We start from the raw sequence: 12,515 nt of genomic DNA on the forward strand, positions 1-12,515 counted from the left end.
CGCCGGTGCGCTCCGTCGTGTGCGCCGGGCAGTGACATGGCCGAGCGCCCCGCGCGGGCGGCCCGGGCGAGGAGATGATCGCGTGCGTGACGAGCAGACCCCGCGGCGGGCGACCGCCATCGCCGGCCCGCCGGCCGACGGGCCCCTGCTGTCGTCCGCGCTGCGGTCGCTGATGGACGCGACGGGCGCCCACTCGGGCGCCATGTACCTGCTCGCGGACGGTGAGCCGGTGCTGGAGATGGCGGTGATGGCGGGGCTGCCGCGGGCGTTCGCGGCGCCCTGGGAGCGGGTGGGCCTGAACACGCCGGTCCCGGTGGCCGTGGCGGCCCGCGAGCGGCGTCTGGTGTGGGTGGACGGCGAGGAGGAGATGGCCCACAGCTATCCGCGCATCGCGGTGGTGCTGCCGTACCCGTTCGCGCTGGCGGCGCTGCCGGTGGCGACCGAGGACCGGCTGTACGGCGCCGTCTTCGTGACGTGGCCGGGCACGCGTCCGCTGGAGCTGTCGGAGCGGGAGCGCCGGGAGCTGGTGGAGGGCTGCGACCGGCTGGCGCGGCTGCTGGAGGCCGCGGCGGCGGAGAACCGCTCCCCGCGTGCCGGGACGGACCTGCCGGGCCGGGTGCCCGTGTCGGGCGCCGCCGACTCGCTCGGCACGATGGAGGCGGCCCGGATGGTCGCCCGGCTGCCGTACGGGATGTGTTCGCTGGACGTGCACGGCCGGATCGGCTTCGCCAACGAGGCCGCGGGCGAGCTGCTCGGTGTGCCGGCCGACCGGCTGCCGGGCACCCGGCTGTGGGCGTCGGTGCCGTGGCTGGACGACCCGGTGTACGAGGAGCGTTACCAGGCCGCGCTGGTCAGCCAACGGCCGACCTCCTTCGTGGCGCTGCGGCCGCCCGCCGACTGGCTGTCGTTCCGGCTCTATCCCGACACGACGGGGCTGACCGTGCGGATCGCGCGTGCCCCGTCGGTCGCCGGGCCCGGGCGGTGGCCGGTGGGCCCCGCCGCCACGGAGCAGCACCCGCTGGTGACGATCGCGCAGGCGCTCAACATCGCGGGGGCGCTGACCGAGACGGTGGGGGTGCAGGACGTGGTGCGGCTGGTCGCGGACCAGATCGCGCCGGCCGTGGGGAGCAGGGCGCTGGCACTGCTCGCGGCACGGGCGGGACGGCTGCACGTGCTGGGGCACCACGGGTATCCGGACCCGCGGGCCCTGGAGCGGTGCGACGGGACGCCGCTGAGCACGCGCTCCCCGGGGGCCCAGGCGCTGACCAGCGGGGTGCCGGCGTTCTTCGACTCGTGGGAGCAGTTGGAGCGGCTGTACCCGGAGCGGCACGCGGCATCGGACGGCTTCGCGGCCTGGGCCTACCTGCCGTTGATCGCCTCGGGACGGCCGGTGGGCGCGTGCGTGCTGGCGTACGCGGAGCCGCACGTCTTCTCCACCCACGAGCGGGCGGTGCTGAGCAGTCTGGCCGGGCTGGTCGCGCAGGCGCTGGACCGGGCGCTGCTGTACGACGCCAAGCACCGGCTGGCGCACGGGCTGCAGCAGGCGCTGCTGCCCCACTCGCTGCCGGAGGTGCCGGGTTTCGAGGCCACCGCCCGCTATCTGCCGGCCACCCGGGGCATGGACATCGGCGGTGACTTCTACGACCTGGTGGCCACTCCCCCGCCGGCGGCGGTGATCGGGGACGTCCAGGGGCACAACGTGACGGCGGCGGGTCTGATGGGGCAGGTCCGTACGGCTGTCCGGGCGTACACGGCCGTCGGCCAGGAGCCCGGTGAGGTGATGCGCAGCACCAACCGGCTGCTCGTCGACCTCGGCTCCGACCTGTTCGCGAGCTGTCTGTACCTGAGGCTCCTCCCGCGGCGCGGGCGGGCGCTGATGGCGCGGGCCGGGCATCCGCCGCCGCTGCTGCGTGACGCCGACGGGCGGGTGCGGGTGCTGGACCTCCCGGGTGGGCCGCTGCTGGGCATCGACGGCACCGCGTCCTACCCGACGACCGAGGTCGGCCTGCCGCCCGGCTCTCTGCTCGTGCTGTACACGGACGGGCTGGTCGAGAGGCCGGGCACGGACATCGAGGAGGCGGTGGCCGTCCTTGCCCGGCGGCTGGCGGTGTCGGGCGACCGGCCGCTGGAGGAGGTCGCCGACCGGCTGGTGGGACATCACGCGGTGGCGGAGGAACGGCTGGACGATGTGGCGTTGCTGCTCCTGCGGGCGCGGGCCGACGGCACGGAGTGATCCGGGGCCCGTCGCAGGGCGTGCCCCGCGGGTGCCGGGCCCGGGGCCGGGCACGCGGGTACCGGTGCCCTGTGACGCAGTGTCCCGCGGGCCGCGTCACAGGGCCGTGGCCGAGGCGTCTAGCGCGTCGTCACGGCGTTCTGGTCGGCGCCGCCGCGGGCCCGGCCGCCGCCGGTCCGATCACCGCCGGCCTGGCCGCCACCCGCCTGGTCGTCGCCGGCCTGACCCCCGCCGGCCTCGTTGCCGCCCGCCTGGTCGCCTGCCTGGTCGCCTGCCTGGTTGTCCCCCGCCTGATTCCCGCCGGCCTGGTCGCCGCCGGCCTGGTCACCGGCTCCCGCGCCGCCCTGGGCGCCGTTGTCGCCGAGGGTCGCGCCGACCGCCGCGAGGGCGGTGGTGACGGGCTGGAAGAAGGTCTCACCGCCGTTCGTGCAGTCGCCGCTGCCACCGGAGGTCAGCCCGATCGCGAGGCCGTCCTGGGTGAAGAGGGAGCCGCCGCTGTCACCCGGTTCGGCGCAGACGTTCGTCTGGATGAGGCCGGTGACGGTGCCCTCGGGGTAGTTCACGGTGGCGTTCAGGCCGAGCACCTGGCCGTTGGCCAGGCCGGTGGTGCTGCCCATCCGGAAGACCTGCTGGCCGACGGTCGCGTCGGCGGCCCGGAGGATGGGGACGCGCTGGTTGCCGACGTCGACATCGCTGGGCGCCTGGGTGTTCGGGTCGTCGTACTTCACCAGGGCGAAGTCACCGGCGCCGGGGAAGGTGGCCTGGTCGACGGTGGCGATCGGCTGCCCGTTCGCGGAGTCCGACCACCGCTCGGCGGCGACGCCGCAGTGACCGGCCGTCAGGAAGGCGGGACTGCCGTCGCCGGCCACCACGTTGAAGCCGAGGGAGCAGCGTGATCCGGCGCTGAAGATGGCGTCGCCGCCGGAGACGAGGGGCTTGAAGGTGCCGGACGACTTCTTGAGGGTCGCCATGCCGGAACCGAGGCTCCGGACGGTGCTCTCCAGCCGGTTCCACTTGCCGCCGGTGACGGTGCTGTCGGCGGTGACGAGGATCTTGTTGGTCCTGGGGTCGACGGCCCAGGCGGTGCCCGCGATGGCGGCCCGGCTCTCCAGGGTGTGCGCGGCCGACTCCAGTTCGGCGGTGCTGTTCTCGACCTGGCGGACGGTGGCGCCTGCCCGCTCTGCCCGGTCGATGACGCTGCCGTCGGCGCCGTCGGCGACGTTGACCACGAGCCGTCGGCTGCCGCTGTCGTAGTAGGAGCCGGCGAAGGCGTCGCCGAGCAGCCGCTGTACCTGGACGGCGACCTCCGACGCGTCCGCCGCCTTGAGGGTCTTCGGCGCGGCCGAGGCGCCGCCGTCCTGGGAGGCGTTGGCGTTGGGCAGCAGCAGCGCCGCGGCTCCGAGCGCCGCCACACCGCCCACCGCTATCGCGGCCTTGCGCTTCGGCATTCGCTTGTGACTCAACTTCTCGACCTCCTGGGGGGAACGGGGTCTGCTGCCCTGCGGCAGCTCCGTACAGCGGCGCCTGGTCGGCCGTTGGTACGAGGGAGGCGCGCGGTGCGTTCAATTCCGTTTTTCGGCGCGCGGTCCGAGCCCTCGCGATCCGGCCATCCCACGGTCCCTGCCGAAGGTCTGACGCACCGCCCCGCGCGCCGGTGCGGCGGGGCGACGGCCGACGGCCCGCAGGACTGCGGTGACCGCCCCGGATGTCCTGAACGCATCGGTGACCGGCCGGCCGGTCCGGCGCCCGGTGCGCGACGTTCGGTGACCGTTCCCTGACGGAACGTCGCGCACGAGGAGCGGAATGACCGCTTCAGGGAATCTGCACACCGATTGCCCACCGGGGTCACCGCGGTCGGCACTCCTGCACAACTCCGCGACGGCGACCGCGCCTTTGGGACGGGAGTGCCGGTTTCGCCGCGCCGACGTCCCGCGCTCGTCCGAGCGGAGCCGGCCCGAGCTGTGAAGAAGTCGCCGCCAAGCCGTGCCCACACCCTCACGCTTTGACGGCGACGTGACGCAAGACCGCAGGTGGGAAGGGGCGTTGAGTGGAGTCGGCGGCCGGGGACCTGCTTTGATCCATCGCACCGCGGGGGTCCGCCAGACACCCGCGCTCCCCCTTTGTGAAAGACCCTGATGATCCATAGGAAGGGAAGTTCCTCATGAACTCCACCCCCCAGGTCGAGACCGCCGAGATCTCCGACGCCGACCTCGACAACGTCTCCGGCGGCCTGTCCGTGAACGCCCTGGGCACCGTCACCGGCCTGGTGGACGGCATCGCCCCGGTCAACGGCCTGGTCGACACGGCCGTCGGCACCGTCGAGGGTGTCACCGGTCTGAACACGGCGCCGGTCACCAACCTGGTCGCCGGTCTCTGATCGCGCCCGCGTCATCGTCGAGTCCCGGAGCCGCCTCCCGGCTCCGGGACTCTTCGGTGCCCCGGCCCACGTCGTGCCGTCGCAGAGGAGGTTCCATGCAGTTCCGCCAACAGGCCCTCGCCAAGCTCCAGTCGCCGGAGGAGCTCGACCTCCCGGTGCGGCTGGCCCGCCCGCAGGGCCGGCTGGTGCTGGCCGTGACCGTCGTCGCGCTGGCGGCCGCGTCCCTGTGGGCGGTCACCGGCTCGGTCACCGCCACGGTCGGCGCGCCCGCCGTCCTCACCCACGGCCAGGGCAGCTACATCCTGCAGAGCCCGGCCGCCGGCCAGGTCACCGCCGTCCTGGCGGAGGAGGGCGAGCGCCTGCCCGCCGACGCCCCCGTGCTGAGGGTCCGCACCGGCGAGGGCGAGGCGACCGTGCGCATGGTCGCCGCGGGCCGGATCACCACGCTCGCGGCGACGATCGGGCAGATCATCGCCACCGGCGCCGACGTGGCGGCCGTCGAGAAGGTCGCCCACGCCGACGACCCGCTGTACGCGACGGTGTACGTGCCCGCGCGGAACGCGGCGGCGATCCCGGAACACGCGGCCGTCGACCTGACCGTGCAGACGGTGCCGGCCGAGCGGTACGGGGTGCTGCGCGGCCATGTGGAGTCGGTGGACCGCACCGCCCAGTCGGCGCGGCGCATCGCGGCGTTCCTCGGCGACACCCAGCTCGGCGAGCAGTTCACCGCGGGCGGCCGCCCGGTCGCCGTGCTGGTCCGCCTGGACACCTCGGCGTCGACGAGGAGCGGTTACCGCTGGTCCTCCGAGGACGGCCCGCCGTACCCCCTCGCCTCCATGACCCTGGCCACCGGCTCGATCCGGCTGGCCGACCGGCATCCCGTCGATTGGCTGCTCCCGTGACCACCGCACGGCAGACCACCGCACGGCAGACCCGCGGCCGGCGCCGAGCGGCTCCGCCCCGGCGTGCCCTCCCCAAGGTCCGGTCCAGGGCCGTGCGCACCCCGACCGTGCTGCAGATGGAGGCCGTCGAGTGCGGTGCCGCCTCCCTCGCCATGGTCCTCGGCCACCACGGCCGGTACGTCCCGCTGGAGGAGCTGCGGATCGCCTGCGGCGTCTCCCGTGACGGCTCTCGGGCCGGCAACCTGCTCAAGGCGGCCCGCAGTCACGGTCTGACGGCCAAGGGCATGCAGATGGACCTGGCGGCCCTCGCGGAGGTCCGGGCGCCCGCGATCCTCTTCTGGGAGTTCAACCACTACGTCGTCTACGACGGCATGGGCCGCCGCCTCGGGCGGCGCGGGGTGTTCGTCAACGACCCAGGCACGGGCCGCCGCTTCGTGCCGCTGGAGGAGTTCGACGGCAGCTTCACCGGTGTGGTGCTGGTGATGGAGCCGGGCGAGGGCTTCACACGGGGCGGGCGCCGCCCGGGGGTTCTGGGCGCCCTGCCGGCCCGGCTGCGCGGCACGGCGGGCGCCCTCCCGGCGGCCGTTCTGGCGAGCCTGCTGCTGGTGCTGGTGGGCGCGGCGGTGCCGGCGCTCAGCCGGACCTACATCGACATGTTCCTGATCGACGGTCAGTCCTCCCTGCTGGGCACGCTGTTCGCGGCCATGGCCGTCTGCGTGCTGCTGACGGTGGCGCTGACCTGGTTGCAGCAGGCGAACCTGCACCACGGCCGGATCGTCTCCTCGACGCTGTCCAGCGCACGGTTCCTGCGCCATCTGCTGCGGCTGCCGGTCACGTTCTTCGCACAGCGCAGCCCGGCCGACCTCGTGCAGCGGCTGCAGTCCAACGACGCGGTGGCCGAGACCCTGGCCCGCGATCTGGCGGCGGCGGGCGTGGACGCGGTGGTGGTGGTCCTGTACGCGCTGCTGCTGTACACCTACGATCCCCAGCTGACGTTCGTCGGCATCGGGGTGGCGCTGCTGAACGTCGTGGCGATGCGGGTGGTGGTGCGGCTGCGGGCGACCCGTACGGCCAAACTGCGCGCGGACACCGCGCGGCTCACCAACACGGCGTACACGGGTCTGCAGCTGATCGAGACGATGAAGGCGACCGGCGGCGAGGACGGCTACTTCCGCAAGTGGGCCGGCCAGCACGCCACCACGTTGGAGGAGCAGCAGCGGCTGGGAGTGCCGAGCGCCTGGCTGGGGGTGGTGGCGCCGACGCTGGCGACGCTGAACAGCGCGCTGATCCTGTGGATCGGCGGCATGCGGGCGATCGAAGGCCATCTCTCGGTGGGTCTGCTGGTCGCCTTCCAGGCCCTGGTCGCCCGGTTCACCGCTCCGCTGACGCGGCTGAACGGCGTGGCGGGCCGCATCCAGGACTTCGCGGCGGACGTGGCCCGGCTGAAGGACGTGGAGAACTTCCGGGCCGACCCGCGCTACGACCGCCGCGGCGAGGCGGACTCGACGCGCCGGCTGCACGGGCACGTCGAGCTGGAGAACGTCACCTTCGGCTACAGCCCGCTGGACAAGCCGCTGCTGACCGGTTTCGACCTGACGGTCGGGCCGGGCCGCCAGGTGGCGCTGGTGGGCGGCTCCGGCAGCGGCAAGTCGACGGTCTCCCGGCTGATCGCGGGGCTCTACACCCCCTGGGAGGGGGTCGTCCGCATCGACGGGCAGCGCCTGGAGGACATTGCGCGCGGTGCGCTGGCCGCCTCGGTGGCCTTCGTCGACCAGGACGTCTTCCTGTTCGAGGGCACCGTCCGCGACAACGTGGCGCTCTGGGACCCGTCGATCCCGGACGACGCGGTGGTGGAGGCGCTGCGGGACGCGGCGCTGTACGACGTGGTGACGCGCCGGCCGGGCGGCATCCACGGCAAGGTCGAGCAGGACGGCCGGAACTTCTCCGGCGGGCAGCGCCAGCGCCTGGAGATCGCGCGGGCCCTGGTGCGCCGGCCGAGCGTCCTGGTGCTCGACGAGGTGACCAGCGCGCTGGACGCGGAGACCGAGCTGGTGGTCATGGACAACCTGCGCCGGCGCGGCTGCGCGTGCGTGGTGATCGCGCACCGGCTCAGCACCGTGCGGGACAGCGACGAGATCGTCGTCCTGCAGCACGGCACGGTCGTGGAACGCGGCCGGCACGAGGAACTGGTGGTGCGCGGCGGGGCGTACGCGGCGCTGGTCCGGGAGCGGTGAGATGACGGCCGTGTACGAGGGCGGCGCCGTCCACGACGGCGATCCGGTGCTCGCCGCGTTCGGCGGCGCGGGTACCCGGATCGACTGCGCGGGCCTCGCCCGGCTCGACCTGGAAGGGCCGCAGACGTTGTGGCTGGTGGCGTCCGGGGCGCTGGACCTGTTCGCGGTGGACGCCGGACATCAGGGGCACTGGCACCACCTGGGCCGGCTGGAGCCGGGCTGTCTGCTGCTCGGCCCGGTCGCCGGCCCCCGGCACACGCTGGTCGCCCGCCCGGTGCGGGACTGCGTGGTGCACCGGGTCGGGCTGCGTGAGCTGTACTCGCCCGCACCGGCCGGGACCTGGGTGTACGACGAGTACGGCACCGCCCGGTGCGTTCCGCCCGCGGCGAGCGCGCTGGAGCACGCGCTCGCGCTGGGAGTCGGCCGTGGCCTGTCGGTGCTGTTCGAGGCCCCGGTGGCCGGGCAGGACCCGGCGGCGGTCGCGGACGACGACGTGTTCTGGATGCAAGTGCCGCCGGGCGGTGTGCAGTACGGGTCGCTGTACGGTGCGGAGGCCGCCGCCGACCTGCTGATGGACCCGGCGGTGTGGCAGGGCATGGTCGATCAGCAGTACCGGCTGCTGACCGCGCTGGACCGCTGGATCGAGCAGCTGGAGCGCACCCACGAAAGCCGTGCGGCCGCCGGGATCAGGGCGGGCGAGGCGGTGAGGGCGCGGGCCGACCGCACTCTGCTGGCCTCGATCGGCCGGTCACCGGTCAAGCGCCCCACGGCCGCCGACGCCGACGCCACGTACGCGGCATGCGGCCTGGTCGCCCGGGCGGCCGGGATCAGCCTCGCCGAACCGGCGCGCACGGGGGCGGACGGCGACCGGCTCGATCCGGTGGAGCGGATCGCCCTCGCCTCCCGGGTGCGCACCCGTGCGGTCCGGCTGCGGGACCGCTGGTGGCGGGAGAACGTGGGCCCGCTGGTGGGCCGGCGGGCGCTGTCGGGCGCGCCGGTCGCACTGCTGTGGCGGCGCGGCGGCTACGTCGCGGTCCATCCCTCGACGGGGCGGGAGACCCCGGTGGAGAAGGCCAACGCGGCCGAGTTCGAGCCGCGCGCGGTGATGTTCTACCGGCCGCTGCCGGACCGGCCGCCGAGTCCCCTGCGGCTGGCGCGGTTCGTGCTGCGCGGCACGGGCGGTGACCTGGCCAACCTGCTGCTGAGCGGGCTGGTGACGGTGGCGGTCGGGGCGCTGGTGCCGATCGCGACGGGCAAGGTGCTCGGCGAGTACGTCCCGAGGGCGCAGGCCGGCCCGATCACCTGGCTCTGCCTGGCGGTGATGGTCGGCGGCGTGGTCGCGGCGGCGTACACGCTGCTGCAGAACCTGACCATCCTGCGGCTGGAGGGCCGGGTGGAAGCGACGCTCCAACCAGCCGTGTGGGACCGGTTGTTGCGGTTGCCCACCGCCTTCTTCGCCCAGCGGTCCACGGGTGAGCTGGCCAGTGCCGCCATGGGGGTCAGCTCGATCCGCCGGCTGCTGGCGGGCCTCGGGCCGTCGGTGGCGCAGTCCCTCACCGTCGGCGCGATGAACGTGGGCCTGCTGCTGTGGTACAGCGTGCCGATGGCACTGGTGGCGATCGGCATGCTGGTCGTGATCGCGGCGGTGTTCCTGGTGCTCGGGCTGTGGCAGGTGCGCTGGCAGCGGCGGCTGGTCACGCTCACCAACAAGCTGAACAACCAGGCGTTCCAGACCCTGCGCGGGCTGCCGAAGCTGCGGGTGGCGGCGGCCGAGAACTACGCCTACGCCGCCTGGGCCGCCCAGTTCGCGCGCAGCCGCGAACTGCAGCAGCGGCTGGGCCGGATCAGGAACCTGAACGCGGTGCTGGGCTCGGTGTACCTGCCGCTGTCCTCGCTGCTGATGTTCATGCTGCTGGCAGGTCCGGCGCGCGGCGCGCTGTCCGCGGCCGAGTTCCTCACCTTCACCACGTCGGTGACGATGCTGCTGACCTCGGTGACATCGCTGACCGGCGCGTTCGTGTCGGCGGTGGCCGCGCTGCCGCTGTACGAGGAGATCCGGCCGGTGCTGGAGGCGGCGCCCGAGGTGCGCCCGGCGAGCACCCGGCCGGGTCCGCTGTCGGGGGCGGTGGAGGCGCGGCGGCTGTCGTTCCGGTACTCCGACGACGGGCCGCTGGTGCTGGACGACGTCTCCCTCGACGTGCGGCCGGGGGAGTTCGTGGCGGTCGTCGGACCGAGCGGGTGCGGCAAGTCGACGCTGCTGCGGCTGCTGATCGGCTTCGACCGGCCGGTGTCGGGCAGTGTGCTCTACGACGGTCAGGACCTGGCCGCCCTGGACCAGTCGGCGGTGCGCCGGCAGTGCGGGGTGGTGCTGCAGCACGCGCAGCCGTTCACCGGCTCGTTGATGGAGGTCATCTGCGGCACCGAGTCCTACAGTCCCGAGGAGGTGATGGCGGCGGCCGAGCTGGCGGGTCTCGCGGAGGACATCCGGCGGATGCCGATGGGCCTGCACACCATCGTCTCGGGCAGCGGATCGGTCTCGGGCGGGCAGCGCCAGCGGCTGATGATCGCGCAGGCGCTGATCCGGCGCCCGCGGATCCTCTTCCTCGACGAGGCGACCAGCGCCCTGGACAACGAGACGCAGCGCGTCGTCATCGAGTCCACCCGTAAGATCCAGGCCACTCGGGTGGTCATCGCGCACCGCCTGTCCACGGTGCTGGACGCCGACCGCGTCGTCGTCATGGAGCGCGGCAGGATCATCCAACAGGGCACCCCGGCACGGCTTCTCGCGGACACCGGGGGCCGTCTGCACGAACTGGTGCGGCGCCAACTCGCTTAGCGTGGGCGGCCGGTTTCACGCCCGGCGGCCGCCGTGAGGGGCAGGAAGGGCGCCGTCTGGGTACTCGCCCGTCCATGAGAATCAGTGTGGTGGACGTGGGATCGAACACGGTCCGGCTGGTGGTGGCGGACGCCACGGGCGGGGTGCCGTTGCCGGTGCACACGGTCAAGTGGCGGCTGAGGCTGTCGGAGCTGGTCCGGCCGGGGGAGCCCATCCCCGAGGAGGCCGTGGAACGGCTGGTCGACGCGGTCGGGGCGGCGGACCGTACGGCGGCTCGGTGGGGTGCGGCGGGGCCGCTGGCGTTCGCGACCGCGGTCGTGCGGGGCGCGCCGAACCGCACGGAGGTGCTGCGCGCGGTGCGGGAGCGTACCGAGGTGGCGCTGTGCACCCTGCCGGGCGAGGTGGAGGCCGAGCTGACGTTTCTGGGGGCACGGCGCTGGATGGGGTGGCGGTCGGGTCCGTTGACCCTGCTGGACATCGGCGGCGGCTCCTTCGAAGTGGCTTTCGGCCGGGGGCGGTTGCCCGATTTCGTGGCGGCGCTGCCGCTCGGCGCGGGCCGGCTCACCCATGAGTTCCTGCTCGCGGAGGACCCTCCCGACCCGGAAACGCTCCGGGCGCTGCGCCGCAAGCTGCGGCACGAACTGCGGGACGCCGCGGCCCGGATCCGCTGGGAGGGACCGCGCACGGCGGTGGCCACCTCCCGCACCTTCCAGCAGCTGGGCCGGCTGTGCGGGACGGCGCCCGGCCGGCACGGCCCCTTCGTGGAGCGGACTCTGTACCGGCGCGACCTGGGGCGGGCGGTCGAACGACTGTCCCTGCTGTCGGCGAAGGAGCGGGCGGCGCTGCCTGGGATCTCCGCGCCGCGCGCCGCACAGAGCCTGGCCGGCGCGGTGATCGGGCACACGGCGATGAAGCTGACGGGGCTGAAGTCGGTGACGCTCTGCCCCTGGGCGCTCCGGGAAGGGGTGCTGTTGCGCCACATCGAGGACGGCCCGTCCTGGTGGGCGGAGGTCGGCCGGCTCTCCGACGGGGCGCTGCCCCGTGAGCCGGCACCCCTGCGGGTCGCGGGCCGCTGACCCGGCAGATCCGGGTGAAATCGAACGATCAGGAGAGGAGCAGCACGTGTCCGAGCAGAAGAACCCCCGGGAACCGTCCGAGACGGCGCTGGAGGAGGTCATGCGGGAACTGTCGGAGGCCGCGCACCGCGTCACCGACCCGGAGGACGAGCCGGGCCGGGACGGCGGTGAGGCGGGCGAGGCGATCACGCCCAACGTCCGCGCCCAGGAGGAGTCCCAGGGCGACGGGGGCCGGCCCTAGCCGGGCGGCGCTCCCAGCGGACGTTCCGCGAGGGCCCGGGCCACGCCGTGGAGGTTGGCGGCCATGGCCCGGCCCGTGCGGTCGGACCGTTCGTGGCCGCGCTCGTCGTCGAGGTAGTCCGGGCCGGGCCCGGGGCCCAGGTGCCAGTAGGTCCAGGCCTGGCCGGGGACGGTGTAGCCGATGTCGGCGAGCGCCCCGGAGATCTCGCTGATGACGTGGTGGGCGCCGTCCTCGTTGCCGGTGACGACCACGCCGGCCACCCGGTTGTAGGCGACCGGCCGGCCCTCGTCGTCCGTCTCGGACATCATGGCGTCCATCCGTTCCAGGACGCGCTGCGCGACGGAGGAGGGCCGGCCGAGCCAGGTCGGCGAGGCGACGACGAGGATGGCGCTGGACAGCAGCTTGTCGTGGACGCGGGGCCACATGTCGCCGTCGTGCACCGCCTCGCTGGTCACACCGGGGGCGATGTCCAGGTCGACGGCCCGCACCACGTCGACCTCCACGCCGTCCTTCTCCAGCTGGTCGGTCACGACGCGGGCCAGCGCCTCGGTGTTGGAGGAGTCGGGCGACCTCTTGAGAGTGCAGTTGATCACGAGTGCCTTCATGCCGCCCCGGG

Annotated in this window: 9 protein-coding genes; 7 read left to right on the forward strand and 2 right to left on the reverse strand. The window is 74.0% G+C overall.

Translation table 11 applies throughout. The annotated features are described in order from the left end of the window. Window positions 1-82: 82 nt before the first annotated feature. A complete protein-coding gene (locus ACSLTV_RS15690) occupies window positions 83-2,233 on the forward strand; it encodes a SpoIIE family protein phosphatase (RefSeq protein WP_435612339.1) in 2,151 nt (716 codons plus the stop codon). Between the two features lie 119 nt (window positions 2,234-2,352). Here the strand turns inward: ACSLTV_RS15690 and ACSLTV_RS15695 are convergent, their stop codons facing one another. Then, window positions 2,353-3,696 carry a S1 family peptidase gene (locus ACSLTV_RS15695; RefSeq protein WP_435612340.1) on the reverse strand — a complete coding sequence of 448 codons (1,344 nt, stop codon included), beginning with the start codon at window positions 3,694-3,696 and terminating at the stop codon, window positions 2,353-2,355. A gap of 698 nt (window positions 3,697-4,394) precedes the next feature. On the opposite strand from ACSLTV_RS15695, the gene ACSLTV_RS15700 reads away from it, so the two are divergent. From ACSLTV_RS15700 to ACSLTV_RS15725, 6 genes are all read left to right on the forward strand, one after another. Further along, window positions 4,395-4,610: a type A2 lantipeptide gene (locus tag ACSLTV_RS15700; protein WP_432136422.1), complete on the forward strand. Its 216-nt coding sequence runs from the start codon at window positions 4,395-4,397 to the stop codon at window positions 4,608-4,610. 95 nt (window positions 4,611-4,705) lie between these two features. Continuing rightward, window positions 4,706-5,512 (forward strand): HlyD family efflux transporter periplasmic adaptor subunit, encoded by an 807-nt coding sequence (locus tag ACSLTV_RS15705; protein ID WP_435612341.1) that lies wholly within the window; start codon window positions 4,706-4,708, stop codon window positions 5,510-5,512. Between the two features lie 116 nt (window positions 5,513-5,628). Beyond that, window positions 5,629-7,746, forward strand: coding sequence for an NHLP family bacteriocin export ABC transporter peptidase/permease/ATPase subunit (locus tag ACSLTV_RS15710; protein WP_435612353.1), 2,118 nt, complete (start codon window positions 5,629-5,631; stop codon window positions 7,744-7,746). 1 nt (window position 7,747) lies between these two features. Continuing rightward, the gene (locus ACSLTV_RS15715; protein WP_435612342.1) at window positions 7,748-10,582 is read left to right on the forward strand and encodes an NHLP bacteriocin export ABC transporter permease/ATPase subunit; all 2,835 of its coding nucleotides are present in this window, start codon (window positions 7,748-7,750) and stop codon (window positions 10,580-10,582) included. A gap of 74 nt (window positions 10,583-10,656) precedes the next feature. Further along, window positions 10,657-11,658 carry a Ppx/GppA phosphatase family protein gene (locus ACSLTV_RS15720; protein ID WP_432136419.1) on the forward strand — a complete coding sequence of 334 codons (1,002 nt, stop codon included), beginning with the start codon at window positions 10,657-10,659 and terminating at the stop codon, window positions 11,656-11,658. A gap of 46 nt (window positions 11,659-11,704) precedes the next feature. Next, window positions 11,705-11,899 (forward strand): hypothetical protein, encoded by a 195-nt coding sequence (locus ACSLTV_RS15725; protein WP_432155238.1) that lies wholly within the window; start codon window positions 11,705-11,707, stop codon window positions 11,897-11,899. Here ACSLTV_RS15725 and ACSLTV_RS15730 read toward each other — a convergent pair. After that, window positions 11,896-12,504, reverse strand: a complete 609-nt coding sequence (locus ACSLTV_RS15730; protein ID WP_435612343.1) for a flavodoxin family protein — start codon at window positions 12,502-12,504, stop codon at window positions 11,896-11,898. The genes ACSLTV_RS15725 and ACSLTV_RS15730 overlap by 4 nt on opposite strands. Between the last annotated feature and the right edge of the window lie 11 nt (window positions 12,505-12,515).

The organism is Streptomyces sp. bgisy159, assembly GCF_965341775.1.
In the GTDB taxonomy this organism is placed as follows: domain Bacteria; phylum Actinomycetota; class Actinomycetes; order Streptomycetales; family Streptomycetaceae; genus Streptomyces.

What these genes read in the sequence shown, in the direction of transcription:
- ACSLTV_RS15700 (WP_432136422.1), top strand. Translation starts at nt 4,395, where the DNA reads ATGAACTCCACCCCCCAGGTCGAGACCGCCGAGATCTCCGACGCCGAC.
- ACSLTV_RS15705 (WP_435612341.1), top strand. Translation starts at nt 4,706, where the DNA reads ATGCAGTTCCGCCAACAGGCCCTCGCCAAGCTCCAGTCGCCGGAGGAG.
- ACSLTV_RS15710 (WP_435612353.1), top strand. Translation starts at nt 5,629, where the DNA reads ATGGAGGCCGTCGAGTGCGGTGCCGCCTCCCTCGCCATGGTCCTCGGC.
- ACSLTV_RS15715 (WP_435612342.1), top strand. Translation starts at nt 7,748, where the DNA reads ATGACGGCCGTGTACGAGGGCGGCGCCGTCCACGACGGCGATCCGGTG.
- ACSLTV_RS15720 (WP_432136419.1), top strand. Translation starts at nt 10,657, where the DNA reads ATGAGAATCAGTGTGGTGGACGTGGGATCGAACACGGTCCGGCTGGTG.
- ACSLTV_RS15730 (WP_435612343.1), bottom strand. Translation starts at nt 12,504, where the DNA reads ATGAAGGCACTCGTGATCAACTGCACTCTCAAGAGGTCGCCCGACTCC.